This is a genomic window from Novosphingobium guangzhouense, from assembly GCF_002896965.1.
Lineage (GTDB): Bacteria > Pseudomonadota > Alphaproteobacteria > Sphingomonadales > Sphingomonadaceae > Novosphingobium > Novosphingobium guangzhouense.
The window spans coordinates 35,269-51,294 of sequence record NZ_LYMM01000032.1 but is presented as its reverse complement, the minus strand read 5'-3'; the positions used below and the strand labels follow the sequence as shown (position 1 = coordinate 51,294).

Annotated in this window: 22 protein-coding genes; 10 read left to right on the top strand and 12 right to left on the bottom strand. The window is 66.0% G+C overall.

What is annotated here, in order from left to right:
• The first annotated feature begins 4 nt into the window (after window positions 1-4).
• On the top strand, window positions 5-1,435 hold the full coding sequence (locus A8V01_RS11780) for a succinylglutamate-semialdehyde dehydrogenase (protein ID WP_103096049.1): 1,431 nt from the start codon (window positions 5-7) through the stop codon (window positions 1,433-1,435).
• A 10-nt stretch (window positions 1,436-1,445) separates the two neighbouring features.
• Here A8V01_RS11780 and A8V01_RS11775 read toward each other — a convergent pair whose 3' ends face one another.
• Window positions 1,446-2,159, bottom strand: a complete 714-nt coding sequence (locus A8V01_RS11775; protein ID WP_103096083.1) for a hypothetical protein — start codon at window positions 2,157-2,159, stop codon at window positions 1,446-1,448.
• A gap of 238 nt (window positions 2,160-2,397) precedes the next feature.
• Window positions 2,398-2,838, bottom strand: a complete 441-nt coding sequence (locus tag A8V01_RS11770) for a glycine zipper 2TM domain-containing protein (protein WP_103096048.1) — start codon at window positions 2,836-2,838, stop codon at window positions 2,398-2,400.
• Between the two features lie 230 nt (window positions 2,839-3,068).
• Between A8V01_RS11770 and rarD the strand changes: the two genes are divergently transcribed.
• Window positions 3,069-3,980: an EamA family transporter RarD gene (gene rarD / locus A8V01_RS11765; protein ID WP_103096047.1), complete on the top strand. Its 912-nt coding sequence runs from the start codon at window positions 3,069-3,071 to the stop codon at window positions 3,978-3,980.
• Window positions 3,981-4,004: 24 nt separating this feature from the next.
• On the opposite strand, the gene A8V01_RS11760 is transcribed toward rarD, so the two are convergent.
• Window positions 4,005-5,330: a dihydroorotase gene (locus tag A8V01_RS11760; protein ID WP_103096046.1), complete on the bottom strand. Its 1,326-nt coding sequence runs from the start codon at window positions 5,328-5,330 to the stop codon at window positions 4,005-4,007.
• A gap of 134 nt (window positions 5,331-5,464) precedes the next feature.
• Window positions 5,465-5,992: a hypothetical protein gene (locus A8V01_RS11755; RefSeq protein ID WP_103096045.1), complete on the bottom strand. Its 528-nt coding sequence runs from the start codon at window positions 5,990-5,992 to the stop codon at window positions 5,465-5,467.
• Between the two features lie 265 nt (window positions 5,993-6,257).
• Between A8V01_RS11755 and rplU the strand changes: the two genes are divergently transcribed.
• The 4 genes from rplU (at window position 6,258) to A8V01_RS11735 (ending at window position 8,455) form a co-directional block, all read left to right on the top strand.
• Complete coding sequence (gene rplU, locus A8V01_RS11750; RefSeq protein WP_103096044.1) at window positions 6,258-6,554, top strand: 50S ribosomal protein L21; 297 nt, start codon at window positions 6,258-6,260, stop codon at window positions 6,552-6,554.
• A gap of 24 nt (window positions 6,555-6,578) precedes the next feature.
• A complete protein-coding gene (gene rpmA / locus A8V01_RS11745) occupies window positions 6,579-6,848 on the top strand; it encodes a 50S ribosomal protein L27 (RefSeq protein WP_103096043.1) in 270 nt (89 codons plus the stop codon).
• Window positions 6,849-7,130: 282 nt separating this feature from the next.
• A complete protein-coding gene (locus tag A8V01_RS11740; protein WP_103096082.1) occupies window positions 7,131-7,691 on the top strand; it encodes a GNAT family N-acetyltransferase in 561 nt (186 codons plus the stop codon).
• Between the two features lie 200 nt (window positions 7,692-7,891).
• Window positions 7,892-8,455, top strand: a complete 564-nt coding sequence (locus A8V01_RS11735) for a GNAT family N-acetyltransferase (protein ID WP_103096042.1) — start codon at window positions 7,892-7,894, stop codon at window positions 8,453-8,455.
• Window positions 8,456-8,477: 22 nt separating this feature from the next.
• Here A8V01_RS11735 and ygfZ read toward each other — a convergent pair whose 3' ends face one another.
• Both ygfZ and A8V01_RS11725 read right to left on the bottom strand, forming a co-directional pair.
• A complete protein-coding gene (ygfZ, locus tag A8V01_RS11730; RefSeq protein ID WP_103096041.1) occupies window positions 8,478-9,227 on the bottom strand; it encodes a CAF17-like 4Fe-4S cluster assembly/insertion protein YgfZ in 750 nt (249 codons plus the stop codon).
• A 40-nt stretch (window positions 9,228-9,267) separates the two neighbouring features.
• The gene (locus A8V01_RS11725; protein WP_103096040.1) at window positions 9,268-10,182 is read right to left on the bottom strand and encodes a LysR family transcriptional regulator; all 915 of its coding nucleotides are present in this window, start codon (window positions 10,180-10,182) and stop codon (window positions 9,268-9,270) included.
• A gap of 115 nt (window positions 10,183-10,297) precedes the next feature.
• Between A8V01_RS11725 and A8V01_RS11720 the strand changes: the two genes are divergently transcribed.
• The 4 genes from A8V01_RS11720 (at window position 10,298) to A8V01_RS11705 (ending at window position 12,962) form a co-directional block, all read left to right on the top strand.
• Window positions 10,298-10,996 (top strand): pirin family protein, encoded by a 699-nt coding sequence (locus A8V01_RS11720; RefSeq protein WP_103096039.1) that lies wholly within the window; start codon window positions 10,298-10,300, stop codon window positions 10,994-10,996.
• 96 nt (window positions 10,997-11,092) lie between these two features.
• On the top strand, window positions 11,093-11,671 hold the full coding sequence (locus tag A8V01_RS11715; RefSeq protein WP_103096038.1) for a nitroreductase family protein: 579 nt from the start codon (window positions 11,093-11,095) through the stop codon (window positions 11,669-11,671).
• Window positions 11,672-11,801: 130 nt separating this feature from the next.
• Window positions 11,802-12,134 (top strand): hypothetical protein, encoded by a 333-nt coding sequence (locus tag A8V01_RS11710; protein ID WP_103096037.1) that lies wholly within the window; start codon window positions 11,802-11,804, stop codon window positions 12,132-12,134.
• Between the two features lie 168 nt (window positions 12,135-12,302).
• A complete protein-coding gene (locus A8V01_RS11705) occupies window positions 12,303-12,962 on the top strand; it encodes an HPP family protein (protein ID WP_103096036.1) in 660 nt (219 codons plus the stop codon).
• A 95-nt stretch (window positions 12,963-13,057) separates the two neighbouring features.
• Here the strand turns inward: A8V01_RS11705 and A8V01_RS11700 are convergent, their stop codons facing one another.
• The 6 genes from A8V01_RS11700 to A8V01_RS11675 all read right to left on the bottom strand — a co-directional run bounded on the left by A8V01_RS11700 (window position 13,058) and on the right by A8V01_RS11675 (window position 16,024).
• Window positions 13,058-13,477: a hypothetical protein gene (locus A8V01_RS11700; protein ID WP_103096035.1), complete on the bottom strand. Its 420-nt coding sequence runs from the start codon at window positions 13,475-13,477 to the stop codon at window positions 13,058-13,060.
• 96 nt (window positions 13,478-13,573) lie between these two features.
• On the bottom strand, window positions 13,574-14,029 hold the full coding sequence (locus tag A8V01_RS11695) for a molybdenum cofactor biosynthesis protein MoaE (protein WP_103096034.1): 456 nt from the start codon (window positions 14,027-14,029) through the stop codon (window positions 13,574-13,576).
• A gap of 1 nt (window position 14,030) precedes the next feature.
• Entirely contained in the window at window positions 14,031-14,291 is a 261-nt protein-coding gene (locus A8V01_RS11690; protein ID WP_103096033.1) for a MoaD/ThiS family protein, read from the bottom strand.
• 1 nt (window position 14,292) lies between these two features.
• Entirely contained in the window at window positions 14,293-15,312 is a 1,020-nt protein-coding gene (moaA, locus tag A8V01_RS11685) for a GTP 3',8-cyclase MoaA (protein ID WP_103096032.1), read from the bottom strand.
• Window positions 15,312-15,656 carry a Rossmann fold domain-containing protein gene (locus tag A8V01_RS11680; protein WP_103096031.1) on the bottom strand — a complete coding sequence of 115 codons (345 nt, stop codon included), beginning with the start codon at window positions 15,654-15,656 and terminating at the stop codon, window positions 15,312-15,314. The genes moaA and A8V01_RS11680 overlap by 1 nt, the downstream gene beginning before the upstream one ends.
• Window positions 15,653-16,024 carry a dihydroneopterin aldolase gene (locus tag A8V01_RS11675; RefSeq protein ID WP_103096030.1) on the bottom strand — a complete coding sequence of 124 codons (372 nt, stop codon included), beginning with the start codon at window positions 16,022-16,024 and terminating at the stop codon, window positions 15,653-15,655. Before A8V01_RS11675 ends, A8V01_RS11680 begins: the two co-directional genes overlap by 4 nt.
• Window positions 16,025-16,026 lie beyond the last annotated feature (2 nt).

The window sequence follows — 16,026 nt, the reverse complement described above, 5'->3', positions numbered from 1 at the left end:
ACTCATGAGGGCACAAGGCGCCCCCGACACCAAGGCGGAGATTGTCTCCTACGAACCGGCCAGCGGGGCGGAAATCTGGCGCGGCCAGATCGCCGACGTGGACGAAACGGTGGGACGCGCGCGGCGCGCATGGCCATCTTGGGCGGCCCAGCCCCTTTCCACCCGCATGGAACTGCTGCGCCGCTTCGCCAACGAAGTGCGCAAGGATGCAGAAGCGCTGGCCACCTGCATCGCCCGCGAAGTGGGCAAGCCCATGTGGGAAGCGCGCGCCGAGGTCGATTCGGTGATCGCCAAGGTCGAAGTCTCGATCCGCTCCTATGCCGAGCGGACAGCCCAGCGTCGGCTTGATTCAGCGTTGCAGGGCGCGATGGCTGTGCGCCACAAGCCGCATGGCGTACTCGTGGTGCTCAGCCCGTTCAACTATCCCGCCCACCTTGCCAACGCGCATATCGTGCCTGCACTGATCGCGGGCAACGCGGTGATCTTCAAGCCAAGCGAACGCGCGCCCGCCACAGGGGAGATGCTGACCCGCTGCTTCCACCGCGCCGGTGTTCCCGCCGCTGCGATCCAGTTCGCCCCCGGCGGCCCGGCCGAGGGCGCGGCTTACGTGGCGCATGAAGGGATCGACGGCGTTCTTTTCACCGGGTCGGCCGCCAACGGCATCGCCATCAACCGCCGCCTTGCCGGACGGCCCGACCGCATGGTGGCGCTGGAGATGGGTGGCAACAACGCGATGGTCGTGTGGGACACGCCCAAGCTGACCGACGCCGCCGCAATCGTCGCCCAGTCCGCCTTTGCCACCAGCGGCCAGCGCTGCACCGCCACGCGCCGCCTGATCGTGAAGGACACGATGTACGATGCGCTGATGGCGGAAGTGAAATCGCTGGCCGATCGCCTGATCGTGGGGGCGCCCTTCGATGAGCCTGCCCCCTTCATGGGCCCCGTGATCGACAATGCCGCGGCGGACGGGCTGACCGAAAGCTTCCTCTACCTGCTCAGCCACGGTGGCCGCGCGATCAAGCACCTTGTCCGCACGCATGAAACCGCCCCCTTCCTCAGCCCCGCGATCATCGACGTAACCGCGATGGCCGATCGACCCGACGTAGAGCTGTTCGGGCCGATCCTGCAGGTGATCAAGGTGTCGGACTTCGACCAGGCGATCGCTCAGGCCAATGCGTCGCGCTATGGTCTTGCCGCCTCGCTGGTGGGTGGAACCCCGCAGGAATACAACCGCTTCTGGGCCAATGTGCGCGCCGGAATCGTCAACTGGAACCGGCCGACGATCGGCCCCAGCCATGCCGCGCCGATGGGCGGGGTGGGACTTTCGGGCAATCATCGGCCGACGGGCTTCTACGCGGCAGACTACTGTGCCTATCCGGTCGCTTCGGGCGAGATGGAACAGCCGCGCGCGGTGATCGGCGTGGGGTTGAGGTAGCCCGGCCCCGTCACTTTCCGCTGGTGACAAGGTCCACTTCGGTCAGCCCGCTGTCCAGCTTGCGCGCATAGACGACATAGGCCCTGCCATCCTTGCGGCCGCCCAGCACACTGTCGCCGCCATCGATCTTGTATTCGGCGCCGTACCCTGCCCCAAGCGCACGGGTGTAATAGAAGCTTACCACGTCGCTTACGCTGACCGGCGTGGCGAAGTTGACCACGCGCAGCGCACAGCCCTGCCCGTCGATCCCGGCGGCTTCCTGCACTGCGCCGCGCGGATAGACCGGCAGTTCGGCAGGCAGTCTGGCCGCCCAGGTGTTGGAATACTGCACCTTGGCCGAACAGTCCGCCTTGGCGACCTTGGCTTCCGCGGCAACCTGCGCGGCCGTGGCTGCCCCGGCGGCAAGCGAGGCCGCCCCGCCCTGCGTCGGGCTCGGTACGGGCTTGAGCGCACCGCCGACCAGTTGCGCCGCCTGCTTCTTGGCAGCAGCGATGGCTTCGGGCGTGCGATCCTGCGCGGGAATGGTGATGCTGCGCCCCTCGGCCGATACCGCCGCGCCCTGATCACCCGCCATCTCGGGGTCGACCATGATCTGATCGCCCAGCGCGCCGTTCAGCGCCGGGTCGGTATCGGCCGGATCTGGCTGCTTGTCGCCTGAACCGCACCCCGCCAGCATCAGCGTGCCCATCAGGCCAAGAGCAGTCATTCGGGCCAGAGTCTTCATCGTCGCGGTTCCTTCAGGGTGCGGCAGCAAGGCCCTGCTAGGGGCAATAGCTTTGGAAAACGCGAAAAGTCGCAAAGGTGCCAGCGGTGGAATCCGCCCGTCCCATTTCGGGATAGGACGGCAGACGTATTTGAGGGCGCCCGCACGAATGCAGACGCCCTCCCGCCCGAGGGTTGAAAGCCCGGACGGATCCCCCGCAAGTCGCCGTACATGCGGGGAAAACTGTCGGTAGTAAGCCTTAGCGGCAGCGCGATCCGCCGCGGTCGACTTCGCGACCAAGCAGGGCGCCTGCGGCCGCGCCGAGCACGGTGCCGACGGTCCGGTCGCGGCCGCCGTCAAGTTCGCGGCCAAGCAGCGCACCGCCTGCGCCACCGATCAGAAGCCCGGTGGTGCCGTTGCTGCGACGGCAGTAGTAACGGCCATCGTTGCCGCGCCACGAACTGCGGCGGTAGTCGTTGCGGTAACGGTCATCGCGATAACGGTAGCGGTCGCGGCTGCCGTAGCCCCGGCGATAATCCTCACGCGAATAGCGATAACGGTCACGGCCATGCTCGTAAGTCTGTTCGCCGGGAGCGGTGAAGCCGTTGCCATAAGGCGCAATGGCAGCCGAAGCAGGCAGCGCGACGGTCAGGCTGGCAGCGGCTGCGGCGATGGCCGAGGCCTTGAAGAATGCGTTCATCTCAACTCTCCTCTTCTCAAGGAAGCGAACCGGCCATCCGAGTCGATCCGCGTTACGCATTCATCTTTAGGCCACCTATCCTGAACAAACCGCAACGCGCCTGTCAGGATTCGATTTTGCGACGAACCGTTCGCACAGCGCCGACAGAGCGAGTGGTTGCCCCCATTCCGACGCCCTTCTAAGGGGCATGGCAGGGCGGATACCCAACCCGCCGGGAGAGATGTCAGCCGATGCCCGAGACCACACCCAGCCGAATACCTCGCCAATCGCCCTCGGTATCCGGGCTGCTTCCGGCATTCGGCGCCTATGGCATCTGGTGCCTGTTCCCCCTCTATTTCGCCTTGCTGAAAGACGTCGCCCCGTTCGAAGTGGTGGTCTGGCGGCTGATGTGCACTTTGCCGTTCTGCCTCGTCGCGGTCGTCGTGCTGCGGCAGGGGAGCGCGCTTCGCGCCGCGCTGACCAGTCCGCGCACCCTTGCCACCTTGGCGCTCAGCGGGTTCCTGATCGGCGCGAACTGGCTGATATATGTGGTCGCCATCATGGAAGGCCACGTGCTCGCGGCCAGTCTTGGATATTATATCAACCCGCTGATGAACGTGCTGGCGGCGACGGTCTTCCTCAAGGAAAGGCTGACGCGGCGACAATGGATCGCCGTGGCCCTTGCCACGATCGGCGTCGCGCTGCTGGCTCGGGGCGCGCTCGATACCTTGTGGATCAGCCTGATGCTGGCGCTGAGCTTCGCCTGCTACGGCCTTGCGCGAAAGCTGGCCCCGGTGGCAGCCCTGCCCGGCCTGACGGTGGAGACGCTGGTGCTGTTCCTGCCTGCGCTTGGGCTGATGTGGTGGCAGATCCAGCAGCCGGGCGGCCTGGCGATGGGCTCGTCCACCCGGATCAGCCTGTTGCTGCTTTGCGCCGGGCCGCTGACCGCGATCCCGCTGATGCTTTTCGCCACCGCCGCGCGCGCCCTGCCCTTCTCGGTGCTGGGCTTTATCCAGTTCGTGACGCCGACCGGGCTGTTCCTGATGAGCGTGTTCGTCTTCGATGAACCGCTCAAGCCGATCCAGCTGGTCTGCTTCGCCTTCATCTGGGCGGCGGTGGGCGTGTTCTGCTGGGATATCCTGTCGCGCCGGAAGGCAGGGTAGCCCTCCGGCACGATGGAGCCGGGGTCAGAGCGCCCCGGCGAACCGCAGCGCCTCGCCCTGCGCCTGGTTGGCAAGTTCGCCTTCCCACATCGCCGCATGGCCGCGCACGATGGTGCCGACGACGCGGCCTTCCAGTTCCATCCCGGCGAAGGGGGTCCAGCCGCAGCGGCTCTCGCCCCATTCCTCGGTCACGGTGAAAGTGCCCTTGCGGTCGACCACGGTGAAGTCCGCGTCATAGCCCACCGCGATGCGCCCCTTGCCGACCAGCCCGAAGACGCGCTGGACGCCCGAGGAGGTCATGTCGATCAGCCGCTCCAGCGTCAGCCGCCCCTTGGCGACGTGATCGAGCATCAGCGGCAACAGCGTCTGCACGCCCGGCATGCCGGAGGGGCTGTTGGGATACGTCTTGGCCTTTTCCTCGCGCGTGTGGGGTGCGTGGTCGGAACCGATGACGTCCGGCACGCCCGCGCGCAGCCAGTGCCACAAGCCGTCACGGTGCGCGGCGGACCGGATCGGCGGGTTCATCTGCGCGAACGTGCCGATCGTGGGATAGGCTTCCTCGGCCGCCAGCGTCAGGTGCTGGGGCGTCACTTCGCAGGTTGCCACGTCGCGGTGCTGCGCGATCACTTCCAGCTCGGCCGGGGTGGTGATGTGCAGGATGTGGATCGGACGACGGGCCTCGCGGGCAAGGCGCAGGATGCGGTTCGTCGCCAGCATCGCGCTTTCATCGTCGCGCCAGACCGGGTGGCTGGAAGGATCGCCTTCGACCCGCAGGTCCTTGCGCGCGTTCATCCGCGCCTCGTCCTCGGCATGGATGGCCACGCGGCGGCGGCCATGCGCCAGCACGCGGGCCAGTTGCTCGTCCTCTGCCACCAGCAGGCTGCCGGTCGATGCGCCCATGAAGATCTTCACGCCCGCCGTGCCGGGAATGCGCTCAAGATCCGCGAGCGCGACCGCATTGTCGGCGGTGGCGCCCACGTAGAACGCATGATCGCAGTACATGCGGTGATGCGCGCGCCGCAGCTTGTCGAGCACGCGATCTTCGGTGTCGGTGTTGGGGTTCGTGTTCGGCATCTCGAACACTGCCGTGATCCCGCCCATCACCGCCGCGCGGCTGCCGGTTTCAAGGTCTTCCTTGTGCTCAAGCCCCGGCTCGCGAAAGTGGACCTGGCTGTCGATCACGCCGGGCAGCACGTCCAGGCCGGTGCAGTCGATCCGCCGCGCAGCATCGGGATAAGAGCCGAGGCCCAGGATCTTGCCGTCGCGTACGGCGACGTCGGCAACCACGGGGCCGCTCGGCGTATGGACGGTGCCGCCGGAAAGGACGAGTTCGGGTGCGGTTGCAGTCATCTGGGACGGCCTTTCTGCGGCAATTTCACGAAGAAGGCCGACCTAGGCTCCTCTCCCGCCGCTTTCAAGGCAATCCCTGCGGTTCCGACCCCGCCCCCGATCCCCGAGCCCGATCCCCGGCCGCGCGCTTCCCGTCAGGTCTTCAGACGACTGGCGAGACTGGCGATCACCTTGTCCTGGGCGTCCAGCAGACCGGCGACCTGGGTGCGGGCATCAGCGATCGCCTTCACTTCGGGCGATTCGTCCAACGGCGCCCTGTTACGCGCATCCGCATAAAGAACGTCGAGTTCGGCCAGGGCCGTCATGCCGGACGAACGGCTGGACTCCAGCCTCGCCAGGGCAACGCTGGCAGTGCTCCACGAATCGCTCGACGTAGACCCCGCCGCAGCTGCGGCGCGCTGCGCGGCGGGGCGGTTGGACTGGAACCGGCGGTCAGCCTCTTCGGCGACCTTCACCAGCCCGGCAAGCCGCGTCTGGAGATCGGCGCTGGCGGGCGGCAGGGCAGGAGCAGTGCCCTGCGCCTCTCCCGCAGCCGGCGCGGCAGAGCCGCGGGCACGCTCCACATCGCGCACCGCGAGCGAAGGATAACTGCCCGAGGCGGCGCAGGCGGCCATGCCAAGAGGAAGGAAAAGGACGAGCAAACGGGCTTTCGCGCGGATCATTGCGCTGCCATAGCATGGCGCGCGGCTAGCGGGAGGGGCTTTCTGTCCACCGGCCTGCGGGCCACCCTGCGCCCCGGCTCCGGCCAAGTCCTTGGTTGACACGAATCGGCCCATCCCCTAACGGCACCCATCTTTCCGGCACCTCGCGTCAGGCGGGGCGGTCGGCACGTCGCCCGAAAAGTTCCATGGTCCCTCGGGACCTGAGCGGCCGGGGCAAGTTTGTTTCGGCTCGTTTCGGGCATTTTTGAGATTAGGTAAGGGCACCATGTTCGCAGTTGTGCGCACGGGCGGCAAGCAGTACCGGGTTGCCGCCGGAGACAAGATCGCGGTCGAGAAGCTGGCTGGTGAAGCCGGTGACAAGATCACCCTGGGTGATATCCTTCTTGCAGGCAAGGACGGCGAAGTCGCTGACGTCGCTAACGTGACCGTCGCGGCCGAGATCATCGCCCAGGCCAAGAGCGAGAAGGTCGTGGTGTTCAAGAAGCGCCGCCGCCACAACTACCGTCGCAAGAACGGCCACCGCCAGCAGATGACCCTGCTGCGCATCGTGTCCGTCGGCTAACCCCAGAATTCGGAGTAACCAGCAATGGCACATAAGAAAGCAGGCGGTTCGTCGCGTAACGGTCGCGACTCAGCAGGCCGCCGCCTCGGCGTGAAGAAGTTCGGCGGTCAGGAAGTGATCGGCGGCAACATCATCGTTCGCCAGCGCGGCACCCGCGTGTACCCGGGCGTGAACGTCGGCCTTGGCAAGGACCACACCCTCTTCGCTCTCACGGAAGGCCGCGTGCGCTTCCACGATGGCAAGCAGGGCCGCAAGTACGTCTCGGTAGACGTAATGGCGGAAGCCGCCGAGTAATCGGATGGTCTCTGTAAGGGCCATCCTGACGGGATGGCCCCGCCGATTCTCCAGCTAGAATCGGCAGAATGAGGGAGAGGGCCCCGCCCGTCTCCCTCTTTTCGTATCTCCCTCCAGCGTGTCCGGGAACCGACACGACGACCTTGGGTTGCACCGCAGCGGTGCGACGGCGATGGCGCGCGTCCCTCTCGGATCTGTTGCGATTACAGCCTTGTAACCGGGCACGTAATTGCAGTGTCACGCCGGTGCGCTATGCGCGCGCCGGGGGTTGGAGTAACGAATATGTTCATTCGCAGCGAAAGGCTGTTCCTGCGCCCTGCCTGGCCGGAGGACCGCGACGAACTGCTGGTCCGGATCGGCCATGAAGCGGTCGTGCGCAACCTTGCCCGCGTGCCCTGGCCTTACACCGCCGAAGACGCGCGGGCCTTCATCGAAAAGACGCAGGATCATCGCCTGCCCAGCTTCCTCGTCACCGCGCCGGGTGCGCAGGGTTCACAGATCGTCGGCGGCTGCGGGCTGTCCATGCTCGGTGGCGAAGTGAACCTTGGCTACTGGATTACCCCCGGCGAGCAGGGCCGTGGCTATGCCACCGAAGCCACGCGCGCATTGCTGTCGCTGACCCGCGCACTGGGCCATGATCGTGTCGTGGCGCACCACTTCGTCGACAACGCCGCATCGGGTCGCGTGCTCGACAAGGTCGGCTTCCGTCGTACCGGCCGCGTTGCGGAACGTTTCAGCCAGGCGCGTGGCTATGCCAGCCCCTCGCGCGAACATGAAATCGTGTTCGAAAGCCCGGCTGATTGCGGCGGCGACGATTCAATGAACCGCCGACGCGCGGCCTGAAGCACCAGCCGCCCTGCCACATTAACCTTTGAGTACGGCGCTAGGGGCAATCCCTTGGTGCCCTACTCATATCCGCTTAACCGGCGGCTGCGACAATTTCGTCGTCAATTGCAAGGGATTCGCACCAAACTTCGTGCATCTGGTGTCGGTTACGTGCATGATCCGATTCGCAGGGCACTAGCACGACGGAGAACCGTGGAATGTTCGTCCGCACGGAGAGGTTATTTCTAAGACCGGCATGGCCGGAGGACTTCGACGATCTTGTCGAAGCCTTGTCCGATCATGACGTCCAGCGCACCGTTGGGGTGGCACCGCTGCCTCGCACGACGGAAGAACTGCGCATCTATCTGGAACGGCCGCGTGATCCGCGCCTGCCCCATTTCTTCATGTATCTGCGCGCGCCCGGCGGGCCGCAACTGGTCGGAAGCATAGGGCTGGGGCTGAGCGACAACGCAAGGGGATCTGGAGAGATCGAGGTCGGCTACTGGATCGTACCCCGGTTCCGAGGGAACGGCTTTGCCGGTGAGGCATTGCGCGCCGTGGTGAACCAGGCCCGATCGCTTGGCCACTTGCGCGTCATCGCCAGCCATTTTGCCGACAGCCGTGGTACGCATCAGGTGCTGGAAAGCGCCGGCTTCCACGATACCGGCCAAGTGCGGTCGCGCTACAGTGCATCACGGGCCATGGAGCATCCGGCGCATATCTATGTGGCGGACCTTGGCCGGCGCATCAACCCAAGCATGGAAATGGCCGGAGCCGCCTGAAAGGGGCTCTCCGGCTGCAGCCTCAGGCTTCGGCAGCGATCCAGCTTGGCATCACGTCTGCCGGAATATCGTCCACCCGCAGGTGGTCGATCGCCAGCCCCAGTTCGGGGTAGGCGGCGCGGCGACGCTTCTCGTCCGATCGGTCCAGCGGCACCACCACAAGCCGGCGGTTGACCTTCTGCCGCCAGTTCATGCGGGCAGTATTTTCCTGCCCCACGTAGCAGCCCTTGGTAAAGCTGACGCCGTTGAGATCCGCGGCATTGCATTCCAGCCATAGCGTCTCCCCGTCGCCCAGTTCCGCACGGCCTTCTGGCACCCGCAGCGCCAGCCGATGCGCGCGCCATGCCGCGTCCGCGCCCGTCTCCGCCTCGGCCGGATCGGTGTCATCGACAACAGCAACCCAGCGTTCGCCAAGCGCGTGAAGGCGCGGGTCCGGCGCCGCGCCATCTCCGACATGCGGCCGCCAGTGCACGGCAAGCCGGTCATCGCGCACGATATCGATCGCCTTGCGCAGCCGGTACATCGACAGGCGCTTCACCAGCGCATCGGCAGCCTCAGCCTCGCAATCGAGCAGAAGCCCTTCCCCGCCCGGCCAGACGATGAAATCGAACAGGGCCTTGCCTTGGGGCGTCAGCAATCCGGCCCAGACCGGCAGGGTTCCGGCGACATCGGACGTCACCAATCCCTGAAGGAAATCGACGACATTCTCCCCCGAATCGGGGCGGGGCGACAGCCGGATCACGGCGCGATCGAACAGGCGGGTAGCGGTCATGCGCTTTAAGTGGAGCACGCCGAACGGCGCGGCAAGACCCTCACTTCGTCGAAGGGCACTTCGCAAGGCGTTCGCGCATCTCGTCAAGCACCCAGACTGCTGCCGGACCGGGGCGACTATCCTTGCGCCACAGGGCTACAAGCGCATAATCCAGCGCCGATCGTTCAGGCAGTTGCAGTTCCACCAGCGCGCCCGCCTCAAGGTCTGCCTTCACCGCATGGCGCGGCATGGAGCCCCAGCCGATACCCTCCTTCAACAGCGCATGCTTGGCGCCAAGGTCTGCCAGCCGCCAGGAACGCGGGCTGAACACCGAGAAATCGCGCCCCTCGGTCAGTGGCGAGCGATCGGTCAGGACCAGTTGCAAGTGCTTGCGCGTTTCTCCCGGTGCGATCCGGTCCAGCTTCGCCAGCGCGTGGTCCGGGGCGGCCACGGGGACCATCTCGACAGAGCCGATCGTCTCGCGCTCGATCTCGGCAAGGTCCATGATATCAGGGCCTGCGATGCCCAGCGTAGCGCGGCCATCCAGCACCAGCGCCGCCACAGCGCCCAGCGCCTCTATATGCAGACGTAGCGGAACCGTCGGAAAACGCGCCTGAAAATCGCGCAGAAGGCGGGCAAGCACGTGGCCGGGAACCATCACGTCCACCGCCAGCGACAGTTCCGCCTCAAGCCCCTGCCGCAGGCTGCGCACTTTGGCGAGCAGGGCATCGACGTCGTCCGATATCGCGTGCGCTTCGGACAGCAGGGCCCGCCCGGCCTCGGTCAGTTGCGGGCGGCGAGAGCCTTCGCGGTCGAAAAGGCGCACGTCGAGCTGGCTTTCAAGCTGCGCGATCGCATAGCTGACCACTGAAATCGCACGGCCAAGTCGCCTGGCGGCTGCATTGAAACTGCCCTCTTCCACCACCGCCAGAAAGCAGCGCAAGTGATCGAGACTGGGTGGGACAACGTCGACCATTCAACTTTCCTGAATAACTCAGCCGAGTTTATCACAATTTCGCGATAGGCACGCAAGCCTTATACGGCACTCAACAGGGCCTCAACGGCACCTAACGCATACAAAGGAGTGTCCCATGATCGAACTGCGTCCCTTCGAGAGCATCGGCGCCGCCAATCACGGATGGCTCGACGCCCACCACCACTTCTCCTTCGCCGACTATCACGATCCGGCGCGCACCAACTGGGGGCGCCTGCGGGTCTGGAACGATGACACCATCGCCGCCAGGACCGGCTTCCCCCCGCACCCCCACCGCGACATGGAGATCATCACTTACGTCCGCACCGGCGCGATCACGCACAAGGACAGTCTGGGCAACACCGGCAAGACTGGCGCCGGCGACGTTCAGGTGATGAGCGCGGGCACCGGCATCCAGCATTCGGAATATAATCTGGAAGACGAGGAAACGACGCTGTTCCAGATCTGGATCATCCCCGACCGTCGCGGCGAGCAGCCGAGCTGGGGCGCGCGTCCCTTCCCGAAGGAGGACCGCGCGGGCCAGTTCGTGACGCTGGCAAGCGGCATCGCCGGAGACGACGATGCGCTGCACATCAACGCCGAGGCCCGCGTGCTGGGGGCAACGGTGAAGGCGGGTGACACGGTGACTTATGCCACCGACGCCGCGCGCCACAGCTACCTCGTCGCCGCCACCGGCCGCATCCGCGTCGGTGACGTGGAGGCAAAGGCTCGTGACGGCGTGGCCATCACCGGGATCGACACCATCACCGTGACCGCACTTGAAGACGCGGAACTGGTGCTGGTGGACGCAGCCTGACATAGCGCGGGAGGGCGGTTCGTCCCGATTCGTTCGGCGGATCGCCCTCCTGCTTGCGCATTCTCCCATACTCAAAGCAGACAAGGATAGATTTCGATGACCGGACGTATCGCCAATCCCAAGATCGAGAAGCTCATCGTCGACCGCTGGAGCCCGCGCGCCTTCGACGGCAGCGAGATGCCGCAGGAAGACCTCGACGCGATCCTCGAAGCCGGTGGCTGGGCGCCTTCGGCCTACAACGTGCAGCCCTGGACCTTCCTCTACGCGAAGAAGGGCGATGCGAACTGGGATCTGTTCCTGTCGGGCCTGATCGACTTCAACGCGGGCTGGGCCAAGGAAGCCTCGGCGATCGTCTACGTCGTTTCCGATAAGTACATGCGTTCGGAAAAGGGCAACTCCGACAACCACAGCCACAGCTTCGATGCCGGCGCGGCCTGGGTGCTCGCCGCCATTCAGGCGCAGGCGCTGGGCTACCACACCCACGGCATGACCGGCCTGAAGTTCGGTGAAGCCGAAGCCGCGCTGGGCATCCCCGCCGACCACCGCCTTGAAGCCGCCTTCGCCATCGGCAAGCAGGGCGACAAGTCGGTCCTGCCCGACTTCCTGCAATCGCGCGAAGTCGCCAGCGATCGCAAGCCGCTGGCTGAAATCGCCAAGGCCGGCAAGTTCGCCTGATCGTTTCGGCGCCCGCACGCCCCCCTTCAAGCGCGGGCGCCCATCGGCCCGGTCCTCCCAATGGAGGTCCGGGCTTTCTGCTGCGCGACCTGCCCTGAAATCGCCTTGATCCCGTGGCCTCCTGCCGTTCATGCCGATCGCCGACCTGCCTCCCGAACCGCCCGCCATGGCAGCGCCGCTGTTCGATCTGGCGCAGATGCCGCAGGATGAAGGCGTGGACCTGCGCGCCATCAAACCACGCTGTCCGGTGGGCCGCCCCGGAGAGATCGTCGTCTGCGCGACCAATCCGGAAAAAGAGCGGATGCGCCCGCTTCCCGATACGTATGAAACGGCAGAGGGCCTGCCTCGCGCGCAACTGGGGCTAAGCGAAAACGAAACCATCGGGGTCGATCTGGAGGCAGCGACGCTTGGCGGCGGCCAGGTCAGCAACCGGGCAATGGTGCGCTACAAACTGAAGTTCTGATCGAGCGACTGCAAATTCGCCGCAGGCTAATATGGTGGGGGCGGGGGCCGGTGCCGCTCCGAAAATCCCCGGATGGGCATTTTCGAGAGAAGCCGGGATAGCGCGGCTATCGCAGCCCAAGGCAAATCCGGGCTCGTCACACGCGGTCGGCTGCGCCATAGCGCCGCCATGGTCAGGCACATTCATTCGCTGCGCCTTCACGCCCTTGGCCGTCTTGGCTGGGCGCGCGGCGCGATCGGCGCGGCATTGGGCATCGCGCTTTCCGGCTTTGCGACATGGACGCTGCTGAGCGGACATCAAGCCCATGCGCTGCCGTTCCTCGTCGCGCCGCTCGGGGCTTCGGCGGTGCTGGTGTTCTGCGTGCCGGCAAGCCCGTTGGCGCAGCCGTGGTCGGTGATCGGCGGAGACCTGCTTTCGGCCGCGATCGGGATTTCCATCGGGCACCTGATCGGCAATCCATGGCTGGGGGGCAGTATCGCGGTGGGCCTTGCCATCGCCGCGATGTCGGCTGCGCGCTGCCTGCATCCGCCAGGCGGTGCCTGCGCCCTGCTCTGCGCGCTGGGCGCGGGCGGGCAAGTGCCGTGGGATGCCACACTGATGATCCCGATCGCCGCCAACGTGCTGGTGCTGAGCAGCTTCGGCTGGATCTACAACAACCTGACCGGGCACGCATGGCCGCATGTCGCCCCTCCGCCTCCGGCTCCGGTTCCCCAGTCCACGCGTGACCATGTCATCGCGGTGCTGGAAGAGTGGGACGAAGTGCTCGACGTGGACGTCGATGACCTTGACGCCTTCGTGCAGGCGGTGCTGCGGCGCCGGGCATCCTGACGCGAAAAGTCCCACCCCCCGGCCAGAAGGGTGGGACTCCCCGAACGTTCCGACGTGACCTGCCTGAAAAGCCCCCCGGCCCAGGCAAGCCGGCGTCAGGTGAAGGCGACGATGACCGCGATCGCCAGTCCCCAGCACAGGATCAGCACGGGTAGCGTGAGAACCTGGACGGCCGCCTGATTGGCCGTGAGCCTTCCGTTCAGAGTGTCGATACCGCGTGAGGCAAGCTCGCTCCAGCTGGGGGCGGCGGCATCGTTATGGGGCTGCATCTTCACCCAGTACCCGGCCAGCCCGAAGGCCAGCACCACGAAGCCTGCGAAGATGGCCATCGGGATCGCCAGTTCCGGGTTCATGAACGTCGCGGCCATAACCGCGATGAACGCCAGATAAAGCGCCACGGTGGCGATGTAGAAGCCGGCCGGCAGCCCGAAGCTGCGATCGACCTTGTGGCGGGCGGGAACGGCCGTGACCGTAGCCAGACCCTGAAGCTGCTGCCGGGTAAGACGCTGGGACATGATGCTGATCTCCTTGGGTGATCGGCATATGCGCCCGTGCGTGTCACGATTCGTTGATGCGGGTCAAATGCGGCGAAGATTGTGGAGGCAGGGGCTTCAGCCCCAGCGCGCGATATCCTCGAAATCCTGCGCGCGCGGTTCGATCCAGCGCCATTCGCCGCCGCTCTTCTCGCGTTTCCAGAACCACGATTCGCTCTTGAGGTGGTCCATCGCGAAGTCTGCCGCCGCGAAGGCATCGCGCCGATGGCGGGCGGCAGCGGCGACAAGCACGATCGGCTCTGTCGGCAGCATCACGCCGCTGCGGTGGATCACCATCAGCCCGTCGAGCGTCCAGCGCGCGCATACCTGCCCGGCCAGATCGCGCATCGCGGGCAGGGTAAGCGGATCGTAATGGCGCAGTTCCAACGCCTCGCAGCTGCCGCCCGCGCCCCCGCCCTCGCGCACCTGGCCAAGAAAACTGACGATTCCTCCCGCTTCTGGGTGGGCGGCGGTAAAGGCGCTCAGTTCCGCGGCCGGATCGAAGGCCGCAGTCAGCAGCCGGACATCGGCCATGTCAGCCCCCCGATACCGGCGGCAGGAAGGCCAGTTCGTCGCCGTTGGCCAGCACAATACCGCCCTTGTCCGCGATCAGCACGCCGTTGAGCGCCACTTTCACCCGGACCCCGGCAACGGTCTGCGCCAGTTCGGGGGCGTAATGCTCGGTCAGATGGGCCAGAAGCGCCGCCCAGCCCAGCCCGTCTGCGGCATCAAGGCTGGCGCTGTCGGTCCCCGCCAGCTCTTCCAGCCGGCCAAGAAACACCAGTTTTACCGCCATCTCACCCACCCGTCATCGACATGTGCCGCGCCAGCGCGGGCGCTTGCCCATGCGCATCGATCGCGAAGTGGTGGCGCGCGGGCTTGATCCGCATCGCCGTGTCCAGCGCAGCGGACAAGGCGCCTTGCGGATCGTCAGAACGCAGCGCCGCGCGCAGGTCCACCCGCTCATTCCCGCCAAGGCACGCATAGAGCTGCCCCGTCGCGGTAACGCGAATGCGGTTGCAGCCCTCGCAGAAATTGTTGGTCAGCGGCGTGATCAGCCCCAGCCGCCCGCCGGTTTGCGCCACATCCCAGTAGCGCGCCGGGCCGCCGGTGCGGTGCCCGCTGGGCATCAGGGTCCAGCGCCGGGCCAGATCGTCCTGCACCGCGCTGAGCGGCAGGTAATGGTCGAAGCGGTCTTCCTCCACCTCGCCCAGCGGCATGACCTCGATCAGCGTCGCCTCGAAGCCCTGCCCATGCGCCCAGCCGACGATGTCCGCGATTTCGTGCTCGTTGATCCCCTTGAGCGCAACGGTGTTGAGCTTGACCCTCAGCCCCGCCGCTTTCGCAGCCGCCAGCCCTTCAAGCACCTGCGACAACGAATCGCGCCGGGTCAGCCGAGCAAAGGCATCACGGTCCAGCGTATCGAGCGAAACGTTGATCCGCCTCATCCCCGCTGCGCGCAGATCGTCCGCAAATTCGGCAAGGTGCGTGCCGTTGGTGGTGAGGGTCAGCTCCTCCAGCCCACCCTGCCCGTCATCGGCCCCGATGCGACGGCCAAGCGCGCGGACCAGATCCATCATGTCGCGCCGCACCAGCGGTTCGCCGCCGGTCAGCCGCAGCTTGGTAATGCCCCGCGCGATGAAGCCAAGGGCAAGGTCGTGCATCTCGTCCAGCGTCAGCACGTCCTTGCGCGGCAGGAAGGTCATGCGTTCGGGCATGCAGTACGAACAGCGCAGATCGCAGCGGTCGGTCACCGACAGCCGCAGGTACGTGATCCTGCGCTGGAACTGGTCGACAAGGGGCTGCGGCGTGCTCATTACGACGGATATAGCACTCCGCCCGCACCAGTTCCATTGAGCGGTAGTAATTGTCCCGTCACACCGCCCGCACCATCGAGCCAGCGCTGTGCGGCGGCCACCGCGTCACGCTCGTCGCTCTCCACCGCATTGACGCGCGAAGGCGCGAAGCGGCGGGCAAGCCCCTGCACGGCGGCAAGGCGCCAGGCGCGATGCTCGTAAGCGGCGGGCAGGAACACCAGCGTCAGCGGATCGGCCCCGCCCGAAAGCGTCGCCTCGATCCCCGGCAGCAGGCGGGCGTGGAAATCGGCCGCAGCCTCAAGCGCATCGTCCGACAGCGGCCCGAGATGGAGCAATTCGTTCAACGGCGTTCGCGCGTCAGGGTCATGCCGATCAGTTCGTTGGCCTCGGTCAGCGCCAGCTTGACGATCTTGACCGTCACCGCCTCTACCCGATCGTCCTGCAGGAACAGGGTTTCGCACACGTGATCGGCAACTGCCTCGATCAACTTGAAATGGACCCCCTGCGGCAGCGCTTCGGACGCCGCGAACTTGAGGTCCATGTAGTTCTTGCTCGCCGTCAGCGGCGTGTCGGGGGCGTAGTGGTCCGCAGGCTTAAGCTTCACCGTGATGGTGAAACGCAGGGGCTGCGGTTTGCCGGTTTCTTCCGAGTAGATGCCGGTAAGGACATCCTGCTCGAAATCGGCAACTTCAAGGATCAGCGAATCGGCCATGA